The sequence below is a fragment of the Aquimarina sp. KJ22-3 genome (genome assembly GCF_055808215.1).
In genome coordinates, this window is the sequence record NZ_CM147859.1 from 46,302 (window position 1) to 72,215 (window position 25,914).

Annotated in this window: 19 protein-coding genes, 1 tRNA gene and 3 pseudogenes; 8 read left to right on the forward strand and 15 right to left on the reverse strand. The window is 35.2% G+C overall.

All coding sequences use genetic code 11. The annotated features are described in order from the left end of the window. Window positions 1–3: 3 nt before the first annotated feature. The 3 genes from AC0L3Q_RS00230 to AC0L3Q_RS00240 are packed head-to-tail and all read right to left on the reverse strand — an operon-like array spanning window position 4 to window position 4,400. Window positions 4–1,836 carry a M1 family metallopeptidase gene (locus AC0L3Q_RS00230; RefSeq protein ID WP_473284063.1) on the reverse strand — a complete coding sequence of 611 codons (1,833 nt, stop codon included), beginning with the start codon at window positions 1,834–1,836 and terminating at the stop codon, window positions 4–6. Between the two features lie 7 nt (window positions 1,837–1,843). Continuing rightward, window positions 1,844–3,523 (reverse strand): S8 family peptidase, encoded by a 1,680-nt coding sequence (locus AC0L3Q_RS00235; RefSeq protein ID WP_473284065.1) that lies wholly within the window; start codon window positions 3,521–3,523, stop codon window positions 1,844–1,846. Window positions 3,524–3,539: 16 nt separating this feature from the next. Then, the gene (locus tag AC0L3Q_RS00240) at window positions 3,540–4,400 is read right to left on the reverse strand and encodes an MBL fold metallo-hydrolase (RefSeq protein ID WP_473284067.1); all 861 of its coding nucleotides are present in this window, start codon (window positions 4,398–4,400) and stop codon (window positions 3,540–3,542) included. Window positions 4,401–4,678: 278 nt separating this feature from the next. On the opposite strand from AC0L3Q_RS00240, the gene AC0L3Q_RS00245 reads away from it, so the two are divergent. Continuing rightward, window positions 4,679–6,511, forward strand: coding sequence for a cation:proton antiporter (locus AC0L3Q_RS00245; protein ID WP_473284069.1), 1,833 nt, complete (start codon window positions 4,679–4,681; stop codon window positions 6,509–6,511). Between the two features lie 120 nt (window positions 6,512–6,631). After that, entirely contained in the window at window positions 6,632–6,886 is a 255-nt protein-coding gene (locus AC0L3Q_RS00250) for a hypothetical protein (protein WP_473284071.1), read from the forward strand. 44 nt (window positions 6,887–6,930) lie between these two features. Here AC0L3Q_RS00250 and AC0L3Q_RS00255 read toward each other — a convergent pair. Continuing rightward, window positions 6,931–7,982: pseudogene (locus tag AC0L3Q_RS00255) on the reverse strand (endonuclease/exonuclease/phosphatase family protein). A gap of 139 nt (window positions 7,983–8,121) precedes the next feature. On the opposite strand from AC0L3Q_RS00255, the gene AC0L3Q_RS00260 reads away from it, so the two are divergent. Together AC0L3Q_RS00260 and AC0L3Q_RS00265 are read left to right on the forward strand one after the other, a co-directional pair. Next, window positions 8,122–11,004, forward strand: a complete 2,883-nt coding sequence (locus AC0L3Q_RS00260) for a carboxypeptidase-like regulatory domain-containing protein (RefSeq protein WP_473284073.1) — start codon at window positions 8,122–8,124, stop codon at window positions 11,002–11,004. Window positions 11,005–11,015: 11 nt separating this feature from the next. Beyond that, window positions 11,016–12,422: a DUF5689 domain-containing protein gene (locus AC0L3Q_RS00265; RefSeq protein ID WP_473284075.1), complete on the forward strand. Its 1,407-nt coding sequence runs from the start codon at window positions 11,016–11,018 to the stop codon at window positions 12,420–12,422. A 3-nt stretch (window positions 12,423–12,425) separates the two neighbouring features. Here the strand turns inward: AC0L3Q_RS00265 and AC0L3Q_RS00270 are convergent, their stop codons facing one another. From AC0L3Q_RS00270 to AC0L3Q_RS00285, 4 genes are all read right to left on the reverse strand, one after another. Beyond that, window positions 12,426–12,872, reverse strand: coding sequence for a GNAT family N-acetyltransferase (locus AC0L3Q_RS00270; protein ID WP_473284077.1), 447 nt, complete (start codon window positions 12,870–12,872; stop codon window positions 12,426–12,428). 12 nt (window positions 12,873–12,884) lie between these two features. Continuing rightward, window positions 12,885–13,316 carry a ribose 5-phosphate isomerase B gene (gene rpiB, locus AC0L3Q_RS00275; protein WP_473284079.1) on the reverse strand — a complete coding sequence of 144 codons (432 nt, stop codon included), beginning with the start codon at window positions 13,314–13,316 and terminating at the stop codon, window positions 12,885–12,887. 569 nt (window positions 13,317–13,885) lie between these two features. Beyond that, complete coding sequence (locus tag AC0L3Q_RS00280) at window positions 13,886–14,125, reverse strand: DUF2007 domain-containing protein (RefSeq protein WP_473284080.1); 240 nt, start codon at window positions 14,123–14,125, stop codon at window positions 13,886–13,888. 83 nt (window positions 14,126–14,208) lie between these two features. Beyond that, window positions 14,209–14,388, reverse strand: coding sequence for a hypothetical protein (locus tag AC0L3Q_RS00285; protein ID WP_473284081.1), 180 nt, complete (start codon window positions 14,386–14,388; stop codon window positions 14,209–14,211). A gap of 240 nt (window positions 14,389–14,628) precedes the next feature. On the opposite strand from AC0L3Q_RS00285, the gene rnr reads away from it, so the two are divergent. The 3 genes from rnr to AC0L3Q_RS00300 are packed head-to-tail and all read left to right on the forward strand — an operon-like array spanning window position 14,629 to window position 18,283. Beyond that, window positions 14,629–16,827 carry a ribonuclease R gene (gene rnr, locus AC0L3Q_RS00290; protein WP_473284082.1) on the forward strand — a complete coding sequence of 733 codons (2,199 nt, stop codon included), beginning with the start codon at window positions 14,629–14,631 and terminating at the stop codon, window positions 16,825–16,827. Between the two features lie 43 nt (window positions 16,828–16,870). Beyond that, window positions 16,871–17,545 (forward strand): head GIN domain-containing protein, encoded by a 675-nt coding sequence (locus AC0L3Q_RS00295; protein ID WP_473284083.1) that lies wholly within the window; start codon window positions 16,871–16,873, stop codon window positions 17,543–17,545. A gap of 39 nt (window positions 17,546–17,584) precedes the next feature. Next, on the forward strand, window positions 17,585–18,283 hold the full coding sequence (locus AC0L3Q_RS00300) for a LysE family translocator (protein ID WP_473284085.1): 699 nt from the start codon (window positions 17,585–17,587) through the stop codon (window positions 18,281–18,283). Between the two features lie 31 nt (window positions 18,284–18,314). On the opposite strand, the gene AC0L3Q_RS00305 is transcribed toward AC0L3Q_RS00300, so the two are convergent. After that, window positions 18,315–18,385, reverse strand: a tRNA-Cys gene (locus tag AC0L3Q_RS00305). 93 nt (window positions 18,386–18,478) lie between these two features. Continuing rightward, a pseudogene (gene folB / locus AC0L3Q_RS00310) lies at window positions 18,479–18,833 on the reverse strand (dihydroneopterin aldolase). 160 nt (window positions 18,834–18,993) lie between these two features. On the opposite strand from folB, the gene AC0L3Q_RS00315 reads away from it, so the two are divergent. Beyond that, on the forward strand, window positions 18,994–21,039 hold the full coding sequence (locus AC0L3Q_RS00315; RefSeq protein WP_473284086.1) for a glutamine--tRNA ligase/YqeY domain fusion protein: 2,046 nt from the start codon (window positions 18,994–18,996) through the stop codon (window positions 21,037–21,039). Window positions 21,040–21,071: 32 nt separating this feature from the next. On the opposite strand, the gene AC0L3Q_RS00320 is transcribed toward AC0L3Q_RS00315, so the two are convergent. The 5 genes and pseudogenes from AC0L3Q_RS00320 to AC0L3Q_RS00340 form a co-directional block, all read right to left on the reverse strand. Next, window positions 21,072–21,581 carry a hypothetical protein gene (locus AC0L3Q_RS00320; protein ID WP_473284088.1) on the reverse strand — a complete coding sequence of 170 codons (510 nt, stop codon included), beginning with the start codon at window positions 21,579–21,581 and terminating at the stop codon, window positions 21,072–21,074. 284 nt (window positions 21,582–21,865) lie between these two features. After that, window positions 21,866–22,819 (reverse strand): SPFH domain-containing protein, encoded by a 954-nt coding sequence (locus AC0L3Q_RS00325; protein WP_473284089.1) that lies wholly within the window; start codon window positions 22,817–22,819, stop codon window positions 21,866–21,868. 65 nt (window positions 22,820–22,884) lie between these two features. Beyond that, the gene (locus AC0L3Q_RS00330) at window positions 22,885–23,061 is read right to left on the reverse strand and encodes a hypothetical protein (protein ID WP_473284090.1); all 177 of its coding nucleotides are present in this window, start codon (window positions 23,059–23,061) and stop codon (window positions 22,885–22,887) included. A 107-nt stretch (window positions 23,062–23,168) separates the two neighbouring features. Then, a pseudogene (gltX, locus tag AC0L3Q_RS00335) lies at window positions 23,169–24,678 on the reverse strand (glutamate--tRNA ligase). A gap of 126 nt (window positions 24,679–24,804) precedes the next feature. Beyond that, window positions 24,805–25,845, reverse strand: a complete 1,041-nt coding sequence (locus AC0L3Q_RS00340; RefSeq protein ID WP_473284091.1) for an alkane 1-monooxygenase — start codon at window positions 25,843–25,845, stop codon at window positions 24,805–24,807. Between the last annotated feature and the right edge of the window lie 69 nt (window positions 25,846–25,914).

Below are 25,914 nucleotides of genomic sequence, written 5' to 3' on the forward strand. Positions count from 1 at the left end.
GAACTAGTTCATGTACGTGTTATTACTTGGATTTACATCTGCCATAAGCTTAGTGATATCCAATTTCACCGATTTTATTTCTGACATCGGTTTTTCGATCGTAATGGTATACGTTGGATTCGTCCAAGGCCAATCTGGCATTACCTTTCTTGGCATCGAATCGATAGGATTTCCTTTCTGTCCTCTCATCATTCTTATAGGCATATAAAATGACTCTATAGATCCATCTCCATATTCTACATACAAATCTGTTGGCATTGGCATTTGCCCAACACGCTCTAAAGTAATTAATGTTTTACCATTCTCTTCTGTAACTTCTTTAATACCATAATCAATGGTATTTGTCGTTTGTGTCCAATCATTTAAATACCAATCCAACTGAATTCCAGAGACTTTTTCTGCAATCCTTTTGAAATCATTTGGTGTAGGGTGTTTAAACTTCCATTCCTTATAGTATCTCTTGATGGTTTTCTTCAAGTTATCCTCTCCTATGATATATCCCAATTGAGATAAGAAAACAGCTCCCTTGGCATAAGCAGATGCTCCGTAAGCCGAGTTATGTGCATAACGATCTGCCTGCGTTGTTTGCGGTTGTTCTATTCCTGAAAGTGCCAATTGCATATATCCCTGATACAACCCTTTTAATGAATTTGGATTGTTTTGTTTCATCACTTCATTCATGGCCAAGGTAGAAATATAGCTTGTAAACCCTTCGTCCATCCATTCATGTTTGGCTTCGTTGGTTGCCAAAATATGTTGAAACCATGCATGAGCCATTTCATGAGCGGTTACACCCACCAAACTTCCAAACTTTCTTTCTCCGGTTATTAACGTACACATCGCATACTCCATACCACCGTCTCCTCCTTGTATGATCGAATATTGATCATAAGGATATTTACCGATATGCTCACTGAAGTAATTCATCAAATCTACAGACTTAGGCTGTAAATCTTTCCAGTTATCAATAATGTCTTTGTTGTTTTTATATAAAAAATGAAGCTTTGGTCCATCGGGTATTTGTACCGAATCATGAATGTATTCTGGATCTGCAGCCCAAGTAAAATCATGAACATTAGGAGCTACAAAATGCCATGCTATTTTTTTCCCTTTCACTTTTACTTTGGTTCCAGGCTCTTCATATCCATGTCCTACCTCATTAGGGTTCTGAAGGTATCCCGAACCTCCTAAAACATACGTTTTATCTATAGAGATTGTGACATCAAAATCTCCCCATACCCCATGAAATTCTCTTGCGATGTAGGGGTCTGTATGCCACCCTTCAAAATCATATTCTGCCATCTTTGGATACCACTGTGTCATAGAAAGTGCAACACCTTCTTTGTTGTTTCTTCCCGAACGACGGATCTGAACAGGTACTTGCCCTGTAAACTCCATGTCGAATGTGGCTTTCTCTCCAGGAAGAATCGGTTTGTCCAGGTTTACTTCCAAAACAGTACCCGCAACCTCATACTTTGTAGGTTGTCCATTCTGGTTTAAACTAGCAACTTTAATGTATCCTATTTCTTCTGGACTTAATTTGCTAATTCTGTCTCCTACTCTTGGATCTGGATCCGGAAGATTGCGAGAACGAACATCCATTTCACTACCAGGTTGAAATGCATTAAAATACAAATGATAAAAAACCTGGCTTAACGTATCTGGAGAGTTGTTGGTATAGGTTAATTCTTGTGTTCCTGAATATTGGTAGTTTTCAACATTCATATCTATATTCATCTTGTACGCTACACGTTGTTGCCAATATGAGCCATTGTTTTGTGCCCATACGCCGCACGCCACAAAAAGAAAAATTAGAATTACATTATTACGCATCATAATACTTTTATTTAGACATTTTATCCGCAAGGATTAATGCATTGTATAAATTTACCATTTTTCCAGATTTTGAAATATCTGAAAATGGCTTAGAATTTGTTTGCTCACCACCAAGGATTACTGAAGTCGTGGTGTTTAATCCACTATCCATAAGGATGTTTTTTACTTGAGCTGCCTTTAACTTAGGATAATAAGACCTGATCAAAGCTGCTACTCCAGCAACTGCAGGAGCAGCCATCGAAGTTCCTTGAAGGTATTCGTATTTGTTATTTGGAGTTGTAGCCCAAATTTTTACTCCAGGAGCAAAAGCGTCTACATTGTTTTTTCCGTAGTTAGAAAAATTGGCAACCAAATTAGATCCATACTCATAATTTAAGGCACCAATAGTGATAAAGTTATCAGCTATTTCTTCGGAATTGGCAACCTGATCGTTTGGATATACTGGTTTTTCATCCAGATCTATACCTTCATTTCCTGCTGCGTTTACGATAAGCACATCTTTTGAAGCTGCATATTTTATAGCGTCCCATACCCATTCTGGGTGTGTACTGTAATACTTACCAAAACTAGTGTTGATCACTTTTGCTCCGTTATCTACCGCATATCGTATTGCTAGAGCAATATCCTTATCATACTCATCACCATCAGGTACAGCACGGATTGCCATGATTTCAACATTTTTGGCAACACCATTCATTCCTTTACCATTATTTCTTTCAGCAGCAATAATTCCCGCAACATGAGTTCCATGCTTGATTCCTTTTTTATCTGCATTAGGTCCCATCACTTTATTGTTACCATAATCTCTATCGTCGAAATTATCAACATCATCACCCACTACTGATCTTCCGTCAAATTCTGGGTTAAGGTTATAATTTAATTGATTGGTGAAATGCTCAACACCCTCTTTTAGGTTCTCGATAAAATCTGGAATGGTATCTCCTGGATCCAAAAACCCAAACATTTGAGACAGAAAAGCAACATGCTGCTGCATTTCTGTTGTTTTTGCTTCTACCTTTAGCAATTCTTCGCTTGAATAATCCTCTTTGCCAATTGCAGCTGCAATGGCTTTGTGAGATATTTTTGACTGCTGCAAGATTTGCTCATACTGCATTTTATTTTGAGAAGCCTCTTGATACTCTTTTTCAAATTCGGCCTTGGCTTCTATATACTGTTGGTACTCTTCTTTTTCATTATCTGCAACCGAAGAAAGGTTCTTACCCTCGTACTTTGGTTTTAATTTTTTGATAATTCTTACGTATTCCAGATTTTCATCATTAGAATCTCCTAAGAAATTCCACCCGTAGATATCATCTACATATCCGTTGTTATCGTCATCTTTTCCGTTTCCTGCAATCTCATTAGGGTTTTTCCAAACCACTCCTTCAAGGTCTTCGTGCTCAATGTCGACACCACTATCTATAACTCCTACTATTACCGTTTGCCCTTTTTTACCTTTTAACAATTCATCATACGCTTTAATAACGCTCATCCCAGGTATAGTATCGGTCACCAAATCGTAAGAATTCCAATTCTTCAGCTGTTTTTCTGTAAGCTGATCGTGTTTTAAAGGAACTGCATCAATATTCTCTATAGGTGTAGAAACTATGGTTGGGGCACCTCCACATCCTACTAAGATCAAAGAAGAGGTTACCACTGAAAAAATCGTATTTGTGGAAAATTTCATTTTCAATTTTATTTTTTTAATTAAATATATCTTCACAGCTAAAAACTTCTTTAAGTCGAACGCCTTTTTCTGTGTGTTTTACTGTTATTATTTCGTTGTGCGCATCATGTTCCAAAAACAAATACCATCCGTTGTCTGCCGCTGTTTCTAAAAACAACTTTTTTTCATCCAAGGTTAACAAAGGCCTGGTATCATATCCCATTACATAGGGCAAGGGAATATGACCCACTGTAGGCAGCAAGTCGGCCATAAAAACTATGGTCTTATCCTTGTGTGTAATATGTGGAATCATTTGTTTTTCTGTATGACCATCAGCAAATAGTACGCCAAAACCTAATTCTGTTTGTTCTTGAAAAGCAGTTGCTGTTCTCGAAACGAAGTTAAGATGCCCACTTTCCTCAATAGGTAAAATATTTTCTTTTAAGAATGATGCTTTCTCTCTGGCATTAGGTTGTACCGCCCAATCCCAATGTTCTTTGTTGCTCCATACCTTAGCATTCTTAAATGCTAATTCGTATCCTGTACGGTCTTTATTCCACTGTACTACTCCTCCGCAATGGTCAAAATGTAAATGGGTAATAAAAACGTCGGTAATATCATCTCTATGAAATCCTTTTTCTTTTAGGGATTTATCCAAATCATCATCTCCCCAAGGCGAGTAATACCCAAAAAATTTCTCTGATTGTTTGTCCCCCATCCCAGAATCGATAAGAGTTAATCGTTCTCCATCTTCGATAAGCAAGCATCTCGCTGCAATATCAATTAGATTGTTAGCATCTGCTGGATTTGTTTTATTCCAAAGCACCTTGGGGACAACGCCAAACATTGCGCCTCCGTCTAGTTTAAAATTTCCAGCTTTGATAGGATATAAGTTCATGTATCAATAAAAATCTTTGCAAAATAGAAAAAATGGCAAGGATGAGGATTTATTTTTTAGACTTTTTAACAATATTTCATTAGATATGGTGCCAAAAACTGCAAATCATTTATGAATCCACATTTCAACTGTAACGATTTCTTATCCAAACGCTCTATTGATAGGATATATAATACTATAAAATAAAGTCATCTTTTGTTTCGTAAAATCCCCTTTATTTCAACTATATTTAAAAAAATTACGATATTTCTACACAAAATTGAATCTATAAATTACTCATGTTAGCACTAGCAGGAATCATTATATTGGGAATTTTGGCACAATGGGTGGCCTGGAAATTTAAAATTCCCGCAATCTTACCTCTAATCCTAATAGGGCTCCTGGTGGGTCCTCTTGCCACATTATACACAGGTGATGGCACAAAACTCATTCAACCTATCTGGAACGGAACCGAAGGGCTTTTTCCTGGTGAAAGTTTGTTTTATTTTGTTTCTCTGGCCATTAGTATCATTCTATTTGAAGGCGGATTAACGCTAAGGCGTAGTGAAATTTTGAATGTAGGTCCGGTGATCATTAAACTTATTACCCTAGCGGTAGTGGTTACCTTTTTTGGAGCTGGCTTGGCGGCCCATTTTATTTTTGACCTAAGCTGGCCTATTTCTTTTCTTTTTTCGTCATTAATTATAGTTACGGGACCAACAGTAATCACACCGATTTTAAGAAATATACCACTCAAAAAAGATGTATCGGCAGTACTCAAATGGGAAGGTATCCTTATCGATCCCATTGGGGCTTTGGTGGCCGTTTTGGTCTTTGAGTTTATACGTGTTGGTGGGGGTGAAGAGTTTACCTTTACGGCACTTGTCGAGTTTAGTAAAATCGTTCTGGTAGGTTTTACGTTTGGTTTTACGTTTGCCTATGGTCTTGCTTTCTCACTGAAAAGAAAAATTGTTCCGCACTATTTATTGAATGTAGTAACACTAGCCACGGTACTTGGAGTATTTGTGCTTTCTGATATTTTTGCTCACGAATCTGGTCTGTTGTCTGTTGTAGTAATGGGCATGGTTTTGGGTAATATTAACTTACCTTATCTGGATGAAATTTTATATTTCAAAGAATCTCTGAGTGTTCTTCTAATCTCGATTCTTTTTATTCTTTTGGCGGCAAATATTAACCTCGAAGACTTACAATTGGTGTATAACTGGAAAGCGGGATTGCTTTTTGCTGTTGTTGTATTTATCGTGCGACCTCTTGGGGTTTTTCTTAGTTCTTGGAAATCTGGTCTAAAAACCAATGAAAAGCTCTTTATTAGTTGGGTAGGACCCAGAGGGATTGTAGCAGCGGGGATTGCTTCCTTATTTGGATTAAAGTTGTATAAAGAAGGAGTGCCTGGAGCCGAATATATCACCCCATTGGTATTTATGATCGTACTAGGGACAGTATTACTAAACGCCACTACCGCTCGATATGTGGCCAAATTAGTAGGCGTATTTTTGAACAAATCTGAAGGAATCTTAATTATTGGCGCCTCAAAAATTTCCAGGCTTATTGCTTTATACATCAAAAACAACAACAAACATGTTGTGCTCGTGGATAGCAATAGAGATAACATTAACAAAGCCAAAGATTTGGGACTGGATGCTATCGAAGCAAACATTTACGGTGAGCAATTAAAAGATAATATCGAGCTAAATGACGTTGGATATCTTATGGCACTTACTGCCAATAGTGATATCAACAAATATGCAATTAATAAGTTTAAAGATCAATTTGGGGAGAATGGTTCGTTTCGATTAATCACTTCGGACGAAATGGATAATCCCAATAACAATCCACAAGAAGGATTGTTTTCTCATACCGATGATTACTACAAACTTATTGCACTTGCCGAAAAGTATCCTAGTATCCAGGAAATAAAAATTAAAGACAAAAAGCATTACAAAACCCTCATTGAGATTACCAAAGAAGATGCAGACATCATTCCTCTGTTCATAAAAAACAGCACTAAAAACCTTCGTATTATCTCTTCCTACAGCAGAGAAATAGAACAGATACAGGAAGACAGTTACTTAGCCTATATTGGTAAACCTTTTGATATTGAAGAGGTGTAAAAAATATCGCTAAAAAACATTTTTTGCCGACAAAATGCATTTTTTTAACTTAATTTTTTGTTAATTAGGGTATAACTTCTATATTTGGGCTCATAAATTTACATTAAACACCCAAATACTATGAAAAAACTTATGTTATCTGCCGTATGTGCATTCGCTTTAGTTATGACCTCTTGTGGAAGTGATGATGATGGAGGAGGAAACTGTAGAGAGTGTGAAATTATTGGTATCGCAACTTCTATTTGTGACAACGGTGATGGTACAGTAACTGTTACTGCATTAGGACAGTCTGCTACTGAGACACTTCCAGAAGGAACAACTTTTGAAGCATTTGCTGAAGCCACTTGTAATGCTGGAATAACAATCGGTCAATAATCGGCCTAGCTAACTAAATCTTATGAAGGTGACTCTATTTGGAGTCACCTTTTTTCTTTAATCAAATACATGTATACCGGTAAGTGGTCACTATAGCCCCCTACATAGTTTTGGCCACTAAAACTCCGAAAAGGATACCCTTTATACCTCCCGTTGGTAGTTATTAAAAATGCTTCACTAAATATTCCTACTTTGTAATACCTGTAGGAACTATAATCCTTTTGAAGTAACTCTTTTGACAATATGATTTGATCAAAAATAGTCCAACCGTCGTTCCAGGCATGCGTACCAACACCTTTATTCTTCATTTTGGCCAAAGGATTATACAACTCTTTTAAATCTGTATCCATGCGTTTAGAGGTCGTTCCTAATACCTTTTTTATGCTTGGGCTATTAGGATCATCGTTAAAATCCCCCAGAGTAATTATTTTTGAGTAGGGATCTAAAACAAAAATTGAATCTATTATTCTTTTATTCAGTTTTGCTGCTTTTTCCTTTTATATGCGCTTCTTGTCTCACCTCCTCTTCTCGATGGCCAATGGTTGACAATCAAATGGATCAAATCACCATCCAAATACCCGCTTACTACTAGTTGATCTCTTGTATATATTCTTTTTTGTGTTACCTCATCATAAAGGTACAACTCATAGGTTTTAAAGTGTTTCGGTTTGAACCGTTCTTTTTGATACAATAAACCCACGTCTATTCCTCTGCGATCCGGAGAATCCTCATGTATAATCCCATATTTGTTTTGTATAAGAATAGGTTCTCTAATCAAATCTTCTAGTACCTTTCTATTTTCTATTTCGGCAACCCCTAGTATAGTCGGAGCACTTCCTGTCTGTTCTTTTCCAATTTTCGAAATCACCAATGCCATGTTTTGTAATTTCTCTTTATACAATTTATCCGTCCAATGATATCGGCCTTTTGGAGTTCTATCGTTATCAAATGTCAAAGGATCATCTATGGTATCAAAAAGGTTTTCTAAATTATAAAAAGCGACGGTCTGAATGTTATAGGTTTTTTGTTGTTGTGAGAGAAGTATCGCAGGCACAAAAAACAAAAAGATCTTCAGTACTCTTTTAATCACAACCATAATACAAATCGTTTAATCGTTCTCACAAATATTAATGTTCTGAGTTTCAGATTTTGAAACTGATGTAATTTAATATTGCCTCTCACAACGTCGTCCTACTCATAATTTTTTATCACCAAAAAAGAATTAGGTAAAGGACATGATAAATCGAATATCCATATTAAACCTCGCTCTGGTATTTGAGTTTTGTGTTTCCTTCTTAAATGCTCAGGAAACTAATATAAAAGGTAGAGTTATTGACACTTTTAGCAATGAAAATATTGTTGATGCTTTGGTGTCAATTGAAAAAACCAATATCTCTTGTCGCACCAATACTTTTGGTGCCTTTAGCTTTAATGATGAGCAACTTCCTCTTGGAGAGCAGATTCTTGTCATTTCAAAACGTGGATACCTTTCGAAACGATTTCCTATTGTAATTAACAAAGCACAAACACTTAATCTTAAAATCCTCCGATTAGATTATGATTTTAGTGAAGAGGATCAACAAATTGCTACTATCGAAATCAGCGACCTGGAACTGGAAGAAGAGAACGATGTTTCCTTTAATATTCCAGCACTCTTACAAGCTAGAAAAGACATCTTTCTGAATGCCGCAGCATATGATTTTAGCGCAGCATTTTTTCGCCCAAGAGGCATAAGCAATGAAAATAGTCAACTTTTGATTAACGGAATTGCTTTCAACAAAATCTACAATGGAAGACCACAATGGAGCAATTGGGGAGGGTTAAATGATGTACAACGCAACCAGGAATTTTCTATGGGGATTTCAGAAAATAGCTATTCCTTTGGTGATCTCCTTGGGACATCAAATATCATTATGAGAGCCTCCCAATACAGAAAAGGAGGGAGAGTCTCTTATGCCACTTCAAACCGCACATACCAAGGAAGGGTAATGGCGACCTATAATTCTGGAGTTTCACAAAACGGATGGGCATATTCATTATCGTTTTCTAAAAGATTTGGTGAGGAAGGAATTTTTGAAGGCACAGGATACAATGCGCACTCCTTTTTTGCATCGGTAGAGAAAAAAATAAATGAGAAACACAGTCTTAATTTTACCGGATTCTACACGCCCAGTCAAAGAGGTCGATCTACTGCAATTACCGAAGAGGTGGCTCGTATCAAAGGACCTAATTACAATCCAAATTGGGGATATCAAAATGGTAAAATAAGAAATGCTCGACAACGAAGAATAGAAGAACCTATCTTTATGCTAAATCATTATTGGCAGCTTTCAGAAAATACCCTAATCAATACCAATTTAGCATATCAAACCGGACAGGTAGGGAACAGTCGCATTGATAACACAGGAGGAGATCTTTTTATAACTTCAAGTGGACAACAGCTATTTACCGGGGGAGGAAGAAGTACACAAACCAACCCTGTTCATCAAAGTAACTTACCTAGTTTTTTTCTTGGTAACCCTAACCCAACTAGCCTAGATTTTCAGAATGCTTTTTTAGCTCGAGAAAACCTAATCAACAATGGACAGATCGATTGGCACTCTCTTGTAGCTACAAATCTTAACAATACTGCGTTAGGAAATAATGCCACTTACATTGTATATGAAGATCGTACGGATGATACTCAGTTGGTGGGTAATGTGATTGTAAGTAGTGAGATATCCAAACATATCAATTTAAATGCTTCCATGTCTTATCGTTCCTTATCTAGTGAAAACTTTGCAGAAGTGATCGATTTACTAGGGGGTAACGGTTTTTTGGATGTTGATCTCTTTGCTATATCCTTTTCTTCCTTAGACCATGACACACAGCTTAATCAAGCGCAAAGTGATCTGCGCAACCCAAATAGAATAGTATCCGAAGGAGACAGATATGATTACAACTATATACTAGAAGCAGCTACTCTAGATGGGTTTTTACAAACATCTTTTCAATTTAATACCATTGATTTTTTTATCGGTGGTAAGATATCTCAATCTTCCTTTCAAAGAGACGGGCTGTATGAAAATGGTTATTTTCCCGGCGATCAATCCTTTGGAAAAAGTACCGCACAGCAATTTCTAAATTATGGCATAAAAGCAGGATCTACGTTACGAATCGATGGGTTACAGACTTTTCAGGTCAATGCAGGATATTTTAGTAAAGCCCCTACCCTTCAAAATGTTTTTGTAAACCCAAGACAAAATAACATGACCGTTTCTGAGCTTACCGGAACAGAACAACCAAATGAAATCATTCAAACCGTAGATGCTAGCTATTTATTTCGTTCTAAACACATCAAAGCACGTTTGAGCGGGTATTATACCAAAATAGAAGACGCAACAGATATTTCCTTTTTTTACACTCAAGCTATCTCAGGATCAGAAGCTGGTTTTGTACAAGAGATTGTAACCGATATCGATAAGCTTTACTATGGAGGTGAACTAGGTATTGAATTTCAGATTACCCCAACCTTAAAACTCAAATCCGCAGCAGCGATTGGAGAATTTAGATACAATAACAACCCAGAACTAGCACTAGCCAGTACAAGTGATGTTTTTGCAGAGGTACAAGGTGTTCGTTCTTTCGGCAAATCCTACATCAAGGGATATTATTTGCCTGTGGGTCCACAAAACGTGGCTCAATTGGGATTCGAATACCGTGATCCTAATTTCTGGTGGTTTGGAACCACTGTTAACTATTTTTCTAACGCCTTTATCAATGTGAGTCCATTTGCAAGAACCTCTAATTTTTATCAAGATCGTGATGGTTTGCCTTTTAATGACATTGATGAAACTGTAGCTCAATCTTTGTTACGGCAAGAACAACTGGAAGACTACTTTCTTGTAAATGCTATTGGTGGAAAATCATGGAGAATTAACAACTATACTTTAGGTTTTTTTGCTTCCATTACTAACATCCTTGACCAGAAATACAAAACCGGTGGTTTTGAACAAACCAGAAATGCCAATTATAGACTAGCATTAGAAGAATCCAGAAGGGATACGCCCATTTTTGGCCCAAAGTACTTTTATGGCTTCAGCACCTCATACTACCTTAATTTTTATGTACGATTTTAAACACCAATCAAATGATATTCACACCAAAAACCAGCAGATCGATTTGCTATATGTTCCTAGCTTCAATTCTTTTATACTGCACTCCACAACAAAATTTTGACACCCCATCCATATCGACTCAAGAACCAGAAATTACAGGTACTTCTATTGATATACAATCCTTATTAGGTATGCTTGGTCAGGAACTAGAAAAAGAAGGAGAAAATGCGAAATTGATCTTTGAGGATACTGATAATTTTATTAGTGGATATGTGGTTTCAAGTGACCGTGCTAGTAATTTTTTTAAAGAGCTCATCATTCAAAACAAAAAGGATAATCCTACTGCAGGGATTAGAGTATTGGTAGATGTTAACCCTCTGTTTACCTTTTACGATTTTGGAAGAAACGTATTTATTCCTCTGAATGGTTTATCTATAGGTATAGAAAATGGGGTACCTACATTAGGAGTTCTCGATGGAAATACGATTGCTCCAATACCTTCATTTCAAACTGAAAACACAATAATAAGAGGTTCAGAAATAGGAGAAATTATCCCTTTAGAACTAAGTATCTCAGATTTTTCTGATCAGTATCTCCATCTTTTTATAAAGATCAATAATCTTCAATTTCATAAAAACTTTGTGCAAAATGATAATGTTTTTTCTTTTGCATCAGAACCGAATGATACCTTTGATGGGGAACGAATCATAGAAGATTGTGATACTCAAAGAAACACCATCCTAAGCACTAGTACTTTTTCTGATTTTAAAGGCTTAAAACTGCCTCAAGACAGGGGCAGTTTTCAAGGAATTCTCACCAAGAATTTCCTTGGAGATCGATATAATCTGGTACTCAATGATCCCAATGGACTTTTATTTGATACCGAAGAGCGGTGTGATCCTCAAGTGTTTGAATGCGTTCAGGAACATGAAGGAGATCAGCTTATTTTTGAACAGGATTTTAGCGATTTTAAAACCTCTGATTTGGGAAAAGAAGGTTGGTTGAATATCAATCAAACTCAAGGTAAATTGAAGTACAAAATAGGAGAGTTTGCCAATAACAAATATGCTCAAATCACAGGGTTTAGATCAAATGAAGGTTTGTACGAAGTTTGGTTGATTACTCCTGAAATTGACTTAGGTACCACAAATTCAGAAGTTTTGAACTTTGATGTCCAAGCCGGGTTTGATAATGGTAATATTCTGGAGGTGTTTATCAGTACTGATTTTGTTGATGATATCTCGACTGCCAACTGGTCTAAATTAGACGTAACCGTACCACGCGGACCATTAAATGCTTTTGGAGACCTTTTCCCCTCTGGTGCTATTGGTTTGGATTGTGTAGAAGGTACGGCGAGAATAGGGTTTAGATATTTAGGCGGTGATCCAAAGGTCACTACACGGTATCACATTGATAACATCAAAATAACCGGTAACTAACTTTTACTCTAGTATCATTCCAATATGGGGGATACCATCCTCGAGGTACTCCTCTCCTACCATAACAAACCCATGGGATTCGTAAAATCGTTGTAAATAGGTTTGTGCAGAAATTTTGATGGTCGTTGTTTTAAAATGATTCTCGACGGCAGTAATGCTTTCTTTGATCAGATCATGCCCATATCCGTATTGCCTTTCTTTTTTGGCAACCACTACTCTGCCAATACTGGCGTGTTCAAAATAATCGCCTGCTTTAAATATTCTAGTATAAGCGACTACTTGATCATCTTTATAGCCAATTATATGCAGTGCTTTTTGATCTTTGTTGTCGATATCCTGATATACACAATCCTGTTCAACAACAAAGACTTCTGCGCGTAAGCGCAAAATTTTGTAGAGCTCTGATACTGTAAACTCATCAAAGCTTTTTACCATAAATTTAAGGCTCATAAATCCGTAGTATTAGCACATCGGTATTTTCTTTACCCGATTTAAGTGTCTACCTCCTTCAAAAGCAGTGTTTAAAAATGTTTTTACCATTTCTAAAGCTTGTGGTGCAGAAGTAAATCTTGCAGGGATACATATAATGTTTGCATTATTATGTTGTCTGGTAAGTTCTGTTATTTCTTTTGTCCAACACAGACCAGCCCGAATATTTTTGTATTTATTAGCAGTCATGGCAACACCATTACCACTACCACAAATTAAAATTCCAAAATCCGCATTCTCACTATCCACATCTTTTGCTACAGGATGCACAAAATCTGGATAATCTACACTAGAATCTTCGTTGGTACCATGGTTAATTATCTCAATTCCTTGAGAAGTAAGATATTCTACTATTGCAAACTTATATTCTGTTCCTGCGTGGTCGTTTCCTATAGCTATTTTCATTTGTTTTTGATGTCTGTTTGAGTTACACTACAAAGATAATTTAATCCAAAAAAGTAACCTTCAAAAAGTCAAATAATTACGTAAATATTACCTCAATGTTAATAACTCATAACCTTGTGTTAACATTGTATGTGAATAAATGGTTCCTAAAATTTATAACATTTTTTTGCTTGTTTGATTTTTTATTAGAATACAAGAGGCATCTGCAATTTTCAAAACAATAAATTCATTTTTTTTGGTTGAGTTTTCAAACATTAAATTAATGTTATGAACTCCCGTTTTTTTGAAAAACTATTAAATATTATACCTGTGAATATGCTATTAACAACTGTTGATTATTTTTTATTTCTATTACATTTTCAAGCAATTATCATATTGATATCTTGTTTATATGTTTCTGAAAATTTCAAAAAAAGAAAAAAGCAAAAAAAACTTAAAAAAGTTATACCGCTATTCACACTACATCATAAGTATCATTATTAATTTTAAATTTCAAAAAAGAAAAAAGATATATTAAATATATGTTGAAAAGTATCTTTGAATTTAAAAATTGAAAATAAAGAATGTTCTTATACAATTCGTAGATATGAATTGGTATTTAAGTCGTCTATGATTTGTAGTACTCTTTCTTTGTCTCTTTGATGAACTTTGAGATTGATTCCTCCCAGAGCGTTGGAGTAAAAAGGAAAAACGCCGATCATTGTTTCATTCTCGAAGAAATACGATATGCCTTCTCTATCTAGAAGAAGCTTCAATATAGCGTATTCATAGGGGTAAGTAAAGGTTTTTACAATAATAAAGTCTTTCATTAAAAGAAAATCAATAGCTAAATATACGAAATAAGAAAAAGGGATCAGTAAAGTAGTGATAAAATGAGATAAACTACTGATCATTAATTGATCTCTAGAGTCTCTTCTCCAAATGTTGCAGAACCATTTATCTCTGATTCGTTGATTGTTTCATTTTTTTTATCCAGGGTATTACTGATATATAAACTAAAAGAATACACTCCTAATAAGAATATTAGAACGAAAAGGAATATTACTTTATGTACTTTTTTGATTTTAGCCATCGTTATATAGAAACAGCAATCTATGACTGTTTAGTATAGTAAAATAAAATTAAGTAATTTTTAAGATAAAAGCAGGAAATTGTTTAGAAAATATAAATATAAACTACTGATTTACAGATAATACATTTTTTTAAGGTTAAACATAAAGAGAATGCAATGATTAATAAAAAGTTTAAACCTAAAATTATAGATCTTTAACAATAAACAGTACTTTTATCAGATATAACATAATTGACATTAATGAAAAGAAAGAGTAGAAGAAGAAAAAAGTCTCCCAAAATAGAGAATATCACCCAAGGAATACTCAAAATACTTAAATCAGAACCTCATAAAACTTTTAATTACAAACAAATAGGTGCTAAATTCGGTGTAAATGATGCCAGTAGTAGAAATCAGATTATCAAGAAGTTAGCCCAATTAGCGGCAAAGAAACAAATTGAAGAAGTAGAGCGAGGTAAGTTTAAGATCATTCCTAATATAAATACATTTACAGGTAGATTAGAGATCACCGCAAAAGGAACTGGATATGTAGTGGTAGAGGATCTTGAAGACGATATTTTTATTCCAAATAATAATTTAAACAAAGCATTAGACGGAGACGAAGTAGAGGTATATGTGTACCGTAGAAAGAGAAGAGGGAAAAGCGAAGGAGAAATTACAAGAATTATTAATCGTAAAAGAAATGAGTTTGTAGGAGTTATTGAGCTACAAAAAAATTATGGTTTTGTAAATGTTCAGGATGGTAAAATGTATACCGATATTTTTGTACCGAAGAATAAAATAGGCAAGTCTGAACATGGGGATAAGGTATTGGTAAAGTTAGAAGATTGGCCTGATAATGCAGAATCACCTTTTGGTAAAGTAGTAAAAGTTCTGGGTAAACCAGGAGAACATCATACCGAAATCCATGCAATTTTAGCTCAGTATGGGTTACCTTATGAATTTCCCGAGGAAGTCGAAGAATTTGCCAATCAATTAGATACGAGTATTCAGGAATCTGAAATCAAGAAACGAAGAGATATGAGAGATATCTTAACGTTTACCATTGACCCGAAAGATGCCAAAGATTTTGATGATGCTTTATCTTTTGAAATTCTGGAGAATGGAAACTACGAAATTGGTATTCACATTGCAGATGTATCACATTACGTAAAGCCAGGATCAATTCTTGATGATGAAGCTTACGAAAGAGCAACTTCTGTATACCTGGTAGATAGAGTAGTACCGATGTTACCAGAGATTTTATCTAATAATGCATGTTCTTTAAGACCTCATGAAGAAAAGTATACATTTTCTGCAGTTTTTGAGCTTAACGATAAGGCAGAAATCAAAAATCAATGGTTTGGTAGAACAGTAACCTACTCTGATGCACGTTTTGCTTACGAGGAAGCGCAACATATCATAGAGACCAAAGAAAGTGGTATTCCTGAAGAAATTTCACTTACCGGGAAAAGCTATGCAGCGGATGATAAGATAAAAGAAGCGATTCTTAAATTAGATGAATTGGCCAAAATCATGCGCTCCAAACGAATGAAACATGGAGCTATTTCTTTTGATAAAGTAGAAGTACGGTTCTCTTTAAACAACGATAACGAACCTACAGGAGTCTTTTTTAAGACTTCTAAGGACGCTAATAAGTTAATCGAGGAGTTTATGTTACTTGCTAATAAAAAAGTCGCAGAATTCATCGGAAAACAAAATCCAAAGAAAACCTTTGTGTATCGAGTACACGACGAACCGGACGACGAAAAGTTAGCAGCACTACAAAACATCATTGGGAGATTTGGATATAAATTAGATTTAAGAGACCGAAAAACTACCACAAAATCTTTAAATGGTTTATTAAAGGATGTGCAAGGTAGAAAAGAACAAAACCTTGTAGATACGCTTGCTATTAGAAGTATGAGCAAAGCGGAATATACTACCCATAATATTGGGCATTATGGATTAGCATTTGACTATTATTCGCATTTTACATCGCCGATTAGAAGATATCCTGATGTTATGGCACATCGTTTGCTGCAACATTATCTGGATAATGGAAAATCTGTTGCTGAAGAAGAATACGAAGAAAAGTGTAATCACAGCAGTAGTATGGAAAACCTTGCTGCAAATGCAGAAAGAGATTCTATTAAATACATGCAGATCAAGTTCATGAAAGATCATGAAGACGAGCATTTTTTGGGTGTAATTTCTGGAGTTACCGAGTGGGGTATTTATGTAGAAATTATCAGCAACAAATGTGAAGGAATGATCAGATTACGTGATATGAATGATGATCATTATGTATTTGACCAAGACGAATATGCGGTAGTAGGTCAGACTTCAAAGAAAGTTTACCAACTAGGAGATGAAGTTTATGTGAAGGTAAAAAGTGCTGATTTGGTCAAAAGGCATCTGGATTTTACACTTATCGGAAGTAAAGAAGAGGTAGAATAAAATTCAATAGATAATAACACACAAATCTTAAAATATTTTTGATATGAAAAAGATTCTTTTTTTATGGGTATGGTTACCATTACTCTCGATAAATGCTCAGGATGTAGTGACCAAAAACATTGGAGATTTTACCGAACTAAAGGTATTTGATAAAATCAGTGTAACCTTGGTGGAGAGTGATGAAAATAAGGTTGAAATAACCGGAATAAAAAGACGCGAAGTAGATGTGGTTCTGAAAGATGATCTATTGAAAATACGAATGTTTGTAGATAATATTTGGGATAATAACAACACCAAAGTAATCGTGTATTATAAACAAATTGAAAAGATTGATGCCAATGAAGGTGCCAGGATTATCGCCAAGGATGTTATCAAATCAAGAGATTTAGATATCCGTGCACAAGAAGGTGGAAAGGTCATTGGGAAAGTAGATGCCAATTTTGTGTACGGAAAAGCGGTAACAGGTGGAGAAATTGATCTGGAAGGTGAAGCAAAAGAGCAGGAAATCGTAATTAACTCTGGTGGGCAATATTACGCTAGTGAGCTTGAAAGTAACGAAGTACAGGTAAGAGTAAGCGCGGGAGGAACTGCCGAAGTATTTGCCAGAAAGTACATCAAAGCCAATACCAATGCTGGAGGTACCATTAGGATTTTTGGGAATCCTACAGAAATGGATACTCAAAAATTATTGGGAGGTAAAATCATAGAAGTTAACTAAGTAGTTTTTTTACCTTTGTAGTATAGACACACTTATCATATGCTTCAAGATGCTCAGGCCGCAATACCATTAGGATTTTTATTAGCCTTTTTGATTGGGCCTGTTTTTTTTGTGCTTTTAGAAACAGCGGCTATTAAAGGTTTTCGAGCTGCATTAGCCTTGGATCTGGGTGTAATTTTTGCTGATATTGTCTTTATTCTTATCGCATATTTTAGTACCAATCAAATTCTTGAAAAAATTAAAGATGATCCTGCGTTATTTATTTTTGGTGGGATGTTGTTAGCTACCTACGGAGTAATTTCTTTTATTCAGGAGCGTAAAAACTATAATAAACTTCGAGATACTTCGGTAGAAATAATCAATAAACAGAATTACTTGATGCTCTTTGTAAAAGGGTTTTTGCTCAATTTTATCAATATCGGAGTATTAGGTTTTTGGCTAAGTATTATCATTGTTATTGGACCACAATTGGATATGAATACCAATAGAATATTGTATTTCTTCGGTATAGTTCTAGGTACGTATTTGTTTATTGACGTGTTTAAAATGTTATTAGCCAAACGCTTAAAAAGAAAATTGACTCCAAAAAGAACATATATGACCAAAAGAGTAATTAGTATTTTGATGGTTGTTTTTGGAGTGTTTTTGATATTAAAAGGAGTTTTACCAGATACCATGGAGGAGAGAATACAAAATGAAATAGAAAAAATAACTCCAGAAGCTCCTGCTTTTAACTAAAAAATCCCGTACAAAATGTACAGGATTTTTGAGGTGTCGAGCGGATTCGAACCGCTGTAGATGGTGTTGCAGACCACTGCCTAGCCACTCGGCCACGACACCAGTTTTTGGTTGGAAGGCAAATGTAAAAAAATTTATTATTTCTTAGTAAGAAATTGCATTAAAACTGCATTCCAATATAACGAAAGTACAAAGTTAACGATTTTTACTTCGGGTTATAGTAACCATTTCAACATTTCCTCCAATGGGTGGATTAATTTTTGAAACATCTACTGTTGCTTTTTCAACCAGGGGTAATTCTTTGAGTATTCTGACTAATATTCGTTCTGCGGCATGTTCTAAGAGCTTAGATCGTATAGCCATTTCTTCTTTTACAATATGATTTAAATGCACATAATCTACAGTATCCACCAAACGGTCTGACCCTGCAGATTGAGTTAAATCTGCTTTAATTTTAAGATCAACCCTATAGTCAGATCCTATTTTTTTCCTCAACAAGACATCCATGATAGGCATATATCTTGATGTTTTTCAGTTTAATTATTCCCACAGATGTTTTTGACAAAGGTAAAGGAATCTTTATTAATATTCGAGTCAAAAATTCTGGTTATCGCATGGATGTGATCATATTTAAAATAATGTAATTAAAGGTTTTTTGATGTAGTGAAGCAGGATAAGAATTTGTAGTTTTGTGGTTTATTTACTTTGTAATGACTGAAGAGAAGAAATCGCTCAATTTTATAGAGCATATTATAGAAGAGGATCTTGAAAATGGAATGGATACCAACAATTTGCGTTTCCGTTTTCCACCAGAACCTAACGGATATCTGCATATAGGACATACCAAAGCTATAGGAATAAGTTTTGGTTTGGGATTAAAATATAATGCTCCTGTCAATCTTAGGTTTGACGATACCAATCCTGCAAAAGAAGAGCAGGAATATGTAGATGCAATTAAAGAAGATATTGCCTGGTTGGGCTATACATGGGATAGAGAATGCTATTCTTCTGATTATTTTCAACAGTTGTATGACTGGACAGTTCAGTTAATTAAAGAGGGTAAGGCGTATGTGGATTCTCAAACTGCAGAAGCTATTGCAGAGCAAAAAGGTACAACGACAGAACCTGGAACAAATAGTCCTTATAGAGACCGGTCTGTAGCCGAAAATTTGGATCTTTTTGAACGGATGAAAAATGGAGAATTTGATGAAGGAGAACATGTAGTTCGTGCCAAAATTGACATGGCTGATCCAAACATGTTAATGAGGGATCCATTAATGTATCGTATCCTTAAAAAATCACATCACAGAACAGGTGATGAGTGGTGTATCTATCCTATGTATGATTGGACACATGGAGAGAGCGATTATATTGAGAATATATCTCATTCCTTATGTTCTTTGGAGTTTAAACCTCATAGAAAACTATATGACTGGTTTCTGGATCAGGTGTATAGTGAGAATATAAGACCCAAACAGCGGGAGTTTGCCAGGCTTAATTTGAGTTATACCATTATGAGTAAGCGAAAGCTCCTTAAACTGGTAGAAGAGGGTATTGTCAAAGGATGGGATGATCCAAGAATGCCTACGATTTCTGGTCTTAGAAGGCGTGGATATACTCCAGCTTCGATACGTAAATTTGTGGAAACAGTAGGAGTGGCCAAGCGAGAAAATGTTATCGATGTTTCTTTGTTAGAATTTTGTGTAAGAGAAGATCTTAATAAAATAGCGCCAAGAGTAATGGCGGTTATGAATCCAGTAAAACTGGTAATCACGAATTATCCTGAAGGACAAGAGGAGTGGTTGGAAGCAGAAAATAACCCTGAAGATGATAGTGCAGGATCTAGAAAAGTTCCGTTTTCTAGAGAGTTATATATAGAAAAAGAGGACTTCAAGGAAGAAGCAAGTCGAAAGTTTTTTAGACTTACTTTAGGTAAGGAAGTTCGTTTAAAAAATGCATATATCATTAAGGGAGAAAGTGTGGTAAAAGATGATGAAGGAAACATCATCGAAATCCATTGTACATATGATCCAGAAAGCAAATCGGGTAGTGGTACAGAAGCATCTAAGCGCAATGTAAAAGGAACTTTACATTGGGTATCTATGGCACATGCGGTACCTGCAGAAATAAGGGTATATGATCGATTATTTAATGATGAAGCACCTGCAGGACATAAGGATAAAGACTTTATGGAGTTCCTTAATCCTGAGTCCCTTAAGATCATAACAGGGTATGTAGAACCTAGCTTGAAAGAGGTTCAACCGTTGGAGCAATTTCAATTTCAAAGACTAGGATATTTTAATGTTGATCCTGATAGTTCTGGTGATCTTTTGGTATTTAATAAGACTGTAGGATTAAGAGATACTTGGGCAAAGGCTAAACCTGTACCATCCCAAAATAGCACCAATAAACCAGCTCAAAATCAGCAGAGAGAGGTTCCTGCTATAGAAGAGGTAAAGAGAGCAGGGAAGAAGTACACTAATTTACCCGAAGAGAAGAGAGTAGTGCTAAAAAATAAGATCATTGAGGCAGCAAAAAAAGTTGAAATTGATGAGTTGATTCCGCTATATAACACAGCGGCAAAAAAGGTAGGAACCCGTATTGCTACTACAATTGCGTTGGGTATAGTGCTTGAAACCAAGAATATGAAGCCAGATGAATTGGCAATAGCATTTATTCAGAAAGGAGTAGAAGATAGCAACGAATTACTACAAACGGAAGCTAAAGAAATTGCCAAAAAATATAGTATTAACTAAAAAAGAAAAGCCCTCAAATAGAGGGCTTTTTATTAGTTTTCTGCAATATGTTCATCAAGAGGTATATCAATATCTGTTTTGAAATTTGGAAACAATTTTTGAGTATCCGGATCATCTATTAATTTGTTAGATTCTACAAAGTACCATTGTGATTTTTTGGAATCATAAAACCCGAATAAAGAACCTTTTATCACTACGGATCTACCACTAAAGTCCATTTCTACGGTATTCTTTATCAGACATCTATATTCTTTTCCTTCTTTTTTAAGTTCTGCAATTTCGTCGATTTTGGATTTTTTGACTTTGATGTTTTGAGCATCCATGGTTCTGAAATTGTCATTCATGGTTTCCATCAGTTGCTCTTCGCCAAAAGCTTTAAAAATATTTGGATGGGTATATTTAAGCATTTGACTTAAATTTCTATCAACAGATGCTTTTGATGTTGCTTTGGCATCTCTAAGTGCAGTTTTTTTAAGAGTGTTTACGTTTTGCGAAAAAACACTCCCTGTAATTAAAAGTAACAGTAAAAAGTAATTTTTCATGGGACTATGTTTTATAAAAATTGTTAAGTTTACGACTATAAATTTTATTTATAAATTTACAATATTTATCACTTTTTCTTATTAAAAACAACGTTAAATAAAGCTTTCTAAACGATTAAAAAAATAATAGCATGTAAATCTATATTGGAAAATCAAAAACTGTGCTAAAAACGCTGTAAATGATTTTTTAACAAAAATAAACCCGTTTTCAGAAGTTTGCAACAAAAAAATAAAAAACCCGACTTATGTTTGTAAGTCGGGTTGATTTTTATGACAAAAAAATGTTATTCATCGGTTCCAGGTTTTTTCTTTCTGGTGATTCCTTTAGCCGCATTTTGTCTTTTCATTTCTTCACCAATTTGATTGGAAGCTGTAAAAGAAGCAATCATGTTGTTTAACATATCACTTCCTGCTTGAGGAGAATTTGGAAGTAATATTAAATTACTGTTGGTTTCTTCTCCTATAGATTGTAAAGTATCATAATGTTGAGTAACTACAATTAGAGCTGAAGCTTCTTGAGAATTGATACCTACATTGTTTAGAACGTCTACACTTTCTTCCAATCCTCTTGCAATTTCTCTACGCTGATCGGCGATACCTTGTCCTTGTAATCGTTTACTTTCGGCTTCAGCACGTGCTTTTGCTACAATTTTGATTCGCTCAGCTTCGGCTTCATATTCTGCAGCAATCTTTTCACGTTCCGCAGCATTAATACGGTTCATAGCTTCTTTAACTTGTAAATCAGGATCAATGTCAGTTACAAGAGTTTTTATGATATCATATCCGTAATTGATCATCGCTTCATTTAATTCTGCTTTTACCGCAATAGCGATGTCATCTTTTCTTTCAAAAACATCGTCCAGTTTCATTTTTGGAACTTCTGCACGTACAACATCAAAAACATATGAGGTAATTTGATCATGTGGGTTTTCTAGTTTATAGAAAGCATCATATACTTTTTCTTTAATAACTTGAAACTGTACAGAAATTTTTAAACGTACAAACACATCATCTTTTGTCTTCGTTTCAACGATTACATCAAGCTGTTGAATTCTTAAATTGATTCTACCAGCGATACGATCGACTATTGGAATTTTCATTTGGAGTCCTGAATTACGGAAGCTCAAAAACTTTCCAAAACGTTCTACCACGGCAGAGGTTTGTTGTTTCACTACAAAGAATGAGGAGAACAAAACAATAAAACCAAAAATTAGTACCGGAATTAATAATATACCCATTGTTTTTTCAGATTAAAGTTAATAGTTATGTAAATGAATTTACAAAATAAATGTATAGCAATACACTATTTTGAAATGGTAATCATAGCAGTGGCAATTTGTGCATTACTTGAACCAAATGCTACCGAAACTACTTCCCAACCATCTTTTGAAACACGATTAAGGGTATCTTCAACCTCTTTCCTTAGCTTTTCGGTCGACCATACATTGGATAGTTTTAGTACTCTAAATGTTTTTGCCATTGCTGTAGTTTTTGTTGATTATAGTATTATATATGTGTAAGTTTTTTACAAAACGTTACATATGTTCGCTGTGGAACTACAAAAATGGCATCGCTAAACTTAGCGTTTTAAAGCTGTTCTATGGCGCTTTCAATTCGGTATATAGTCTGTTTTTTACCAATTACAGAAGCGATCAGAAATAGATCCGCTCCTTGCAATGATCCGACTAGAGCTACCCGTAAAGGCATCATTATTTTTCCAAAACCTATTTCCTTTCCAGTAATCCATGCTTTTACGATTTGGGAAACATTGTCCTGAGTAAAGTCATCAATATCGCTAAGTATCCGAGTTAGTTCGTGCATGAGGTGAGCTGTATCTTCTTTCCATGCCTTCTTCGTTGCTTTTTCATCGTATTGAGTAGGTGGCAAAAAGAAGTAGGAGGACAGTTCCCAGAGATCATTTACAAATACCGCTCTTTCTTTTACTGCTTCAATTACTGTTTCAATAGGAGCATCGGTAGTGATCTTTTTATGCTCTAATATGGTTTTGAATGCACTTACCAGTTCAGAATTATCTAGTCTTTGTAAGTGTTGTTGTTGAAACCATTTGGTTTTTTCTGGATCAAATTTGGCCCCGGCTTTGTTCACTCTTGAAAGATCAAATTGTTGAATCAACTCATCTAGGGAGAAAAGTTCTTGCTCGGTTCCAGGATTCCAACCCAAAAAGGCAAGCATGTTTACTACGGCTTCAGGAAGATAACCATCTTCACGATATCCAGCAGAAAGATCGTTGGTTTTGGGATCGGTCCACTGTAATGGGAATACAGGGAATCCTAATTTGTCACCATCTCTTTTGCTTAGTTTTCCTTTACCAACAGGTTTTAGAATTAAAGGTAGGTGAGCAAAAACGGGAGCTTCCCATTCTAATGCTTCATATAGCATGAAGTGAAGCGCTAATGATGGTAACCATTCTTCACCTCTAATCACATGGGTAATTTCCATCAAATGATCATCTACGATGTTGGCAAGGTGATAGGTGGGCATACCATCACTTTTGAATAAAATTTTGTCATCCAAAGTGTTAGTATCTATTTTGATATCTCCTCTTATTTCATCTTTGAGATGTAATGTTTCGTTTTGTGGAGATTTGAATCGAATTACATAAGGTATACCAGATGCTAATTTGTTATTAACCTCTTCTGCAGATAAGCTTAAAGAATTATCGAGTTCGTTTCTATTATGCCAATTGTAAATAAAAGTTTTCTTATTGGCTTCGTGTTCTTTTCTTAGTTGATCAAGACTTTCAGGGGTATCAAATGCATAGTATGCTTTTCCATTTTGCAATAGACGATCTGCGTATTGTTTATAAAGATCTTTTCTTTCACTTTGACGATAGGGACCAAATAAACCTTCTTTATCTGGACCTTCTTCATAAGGTATGTTACACCAGTTTAAGGCATCTTTTATGTATTGTTCTGCTCCAGGTACATATCTATTTTGATCGGTATCTTCAATACGTAAGATAAATGTACCGTTGTTTTTTTGCAAATAAATAATTAAATAAAGCGGTTCTTACTCCACCAATGTGTAAAGGACCTGTGGGACTGGGAGCAAATCGTACCCTAACTTGTTTTGTCATGATCGTGTAATTTTATGCGCTTTATGATAGTCGTATTATCATAAAATAATCATGCACAAAGATACAATCTTCCGTAGGGAAATAAAGAGTTTTTTGGAGGATATGTGTATCCGTTTGATTATGAAATTATGAGGTTTTCATTTCACGTGGAACCCTTTTGTTCATTATCATAAACCAAATGGGAGGTAGTAGAGAAAGTACCATGGATGTAGGATAACCAAATGGTAGTTGTGGACTTTGATCATGATGATCTAATAATTGATATTTTTTGGAGGCGCGATGATGATGATCACTGTGTCTTGTTAATTCGTAAAGTATAATTCTTCCCAGAGAATGATTAGAATTCCAGGAATGAATCTCTTTTACTCTTTCATATCTGCCAGAAGAAGTTTTATTGCGTCTTAATCCATAGTGCTCAATGTAATTGATGGTTTCAAGAAGCAAGAAACCAACAATCCCACTAAAGAAAGCAATTTTTAACCCTTGAAAATCAAATAATAAATAAGCTAGTGAGAGGTATGATGCTTGTATAAGAAGGTACCAAAGCATATCATTTTTTATAGATAAAAAAGATTGATTCTTTTGTTTCAATAAATTGAGCTGTATACGCCATGCGCTTATATATTGACCTAGGGTAGAAGAGAGCCAAAAGAAGTAAACGGGTTGGTTATATTTGGCGGTGGCTGGATCTTCTTTTGTAGCTACTTTAAGATGATGGCCAAAATTATGTTCAATATAGAAATGCATATACAATGAAGGCAGAAGAAGTGCTTTTCCGATAAAGCGTTCTTTGGTGAATCTATGGCCTAATTCATGGCCAACATTTATACCATTGGTACCTAGAACGATTCCGGTAGAAAGTATGATACCGACAATTTCAAAGGTTTCAAGATTGGTATTATGACATACATAAAGTGTTGCAAATAGGATACCGTAAACTATAGGTAAATTAAGATAGAGCATCCAGTCAAAAAGTTTGTTTTTGGACTTTTCTTTTTTTAGATGTTGATCATCATTACGTGTAGAAGCAACTGTAAATAACTCTAGAATTGGTATGAAACCAAAGGCATAGATTAGGGTTAAATAGGTAAAATATCCTTGTAGTAAAAGACCAATAATAGCCATCAAAGGAATGGTGTAGGCGGTGATATATTTTAGATCTTTCATAAGTTATTAGGAGCTAATGGGTTGAATTATCATAAATATAACAATTCTATTAAAAATAAAGTTGTAGTT

Bases quoted from the DNA above. Each gene is read 5' to 3' on its own strand.
- AC0L3Q_RS00230 (WP_473284063.1), bottom strand. From the start codon at position 1,836: ATGATGCGTAATAATGTAATTCTAATTTTTCTTTTTGTGGCGTGCGGC.
- AC0L3Q_RS00235 (WP_473284065.1), bottom strand. From the start codon at position 3,523: ATGAAATTTTCCACAAATACGATTTTTTCAGTGGTAACCTCTTCTTTG.
- AC0L3Q_RS00240 (WP_473284067.1), bottom strand. From the start codon at position 4,400: ATGAACTTATATCCTATCAAAGCTGGAAATTTTAAACTAGACGGAGGC.
- AC0L3Q_RS00245 (WP_473284069.1), top strand. From the start codon at position 4,679: ATGTTAGCACTAGCAGGAATCATTATATTGGGAATTTTGGCACAATGG.
- AC0L3Q_RS00250 (WP_473284071.1), top strand. From the start codon at position 6,632: ATGAAAAAACTTATGTTATCTGCCGTATGTGCATTCGCTTTAGTTATG.
- AC0L3Q_RS00260 (WP_473284073.1), top strand. From the start codon at position 8,122: ATGATAAATCGAATATCCATATTAAACCTCGCTCTGGTATTTGAGTTT.
- AC0L3Q_RS00265 (WP_473284075.1), top strand. From the start codon at position 11,016: ATGATATTCACACCAAAAACCAGCAGATCGATTTGCTATATGTTCCTA.
- AC0L3Q_RS00270 (WP_473284077.1), bottom strand. From the start codon at position 12,872: ATGAGCCTTAAATTTATGGTAAAAAGCTTTGATGAGTTTACAGTATCA.
- rpiB (WP_473284079.1), bottom strand. From the start codon at position 13,316: ATGAAAATAGCTATAGGAAACGACCACGCAGGAACAGAATATAAGTTT.
- AC0L3Q_RS00280 (WP_473284080.1), bottom strand. From the start codon at position 14,125: ATGAAAGACTTTATTATTGTAAAAACCTTTACTTACCCCTATGAATAC.
- AC0L3Q_RS00285 (WP_473284081.1), bottom strand. From the start codon at position 14,388: ATGGCTAAAATCAAAAAAGTACATAAAGTAATATTCCTTTTCGTTCTA.
- rnr (WP_473284082.1), top strand. From the start codon at position 14,629: ATGAAAAGAAAGAGTAGAAGAAGAAAAAAGTCTCCCAAAATAGAGAAT.
- AC0L3Q_RS00295 (WP_473284083.1), top strand. From the start codon at position 16,871: ATGAAAAAGATTCTTTTTTTATGGGTATGGTTACCATTACTCTCGATA.
- AC0L3Q_RS00300 (WP_473284085.1), top strand. From the start codon at position 17,585: ATGCTTCAAGATGCTCAGGCCGCAATACCATTAGGATTTTTATTAGCC.
- AC0L3Q_RS00315 (WP_473284086.1), top strand. From the start codon at position 18,994: ATGACTGAAGAGAAGAAATCGCTCAATTTTATAGAGCATATTATAGAA.
- AC0L3Q_RS00320 (WP_473284088.1), bottom strand. From the start codon at position 21,581: ATGAAAAATTACTTTTTACTGTTACTTTTAATTACAGGGAGTGTTTTT.
- AC0L3Q_RS00325 (WP_473284089.1), bottom strand. From the start codon at position 22,819: ATGGGTATATTATTAATTCCGGTACTAATTTTTGGTTTTATTGTTTTG.
- AC0L3Q_RS00330 (WP_473284090.1), bottom strand. From the start codon at position 23,061: ATGGCAAAAACATTTAGAGTACTAAAACTATCCAATGTATGGTCGACC.
- AC0L3Q_RS00340 (WP_473284091.1), bottom strand. From the start codon at position 25,845: ATGAAAGATCTAAAATATATCACCGCCTACACCATTCCTTTGATGGCT.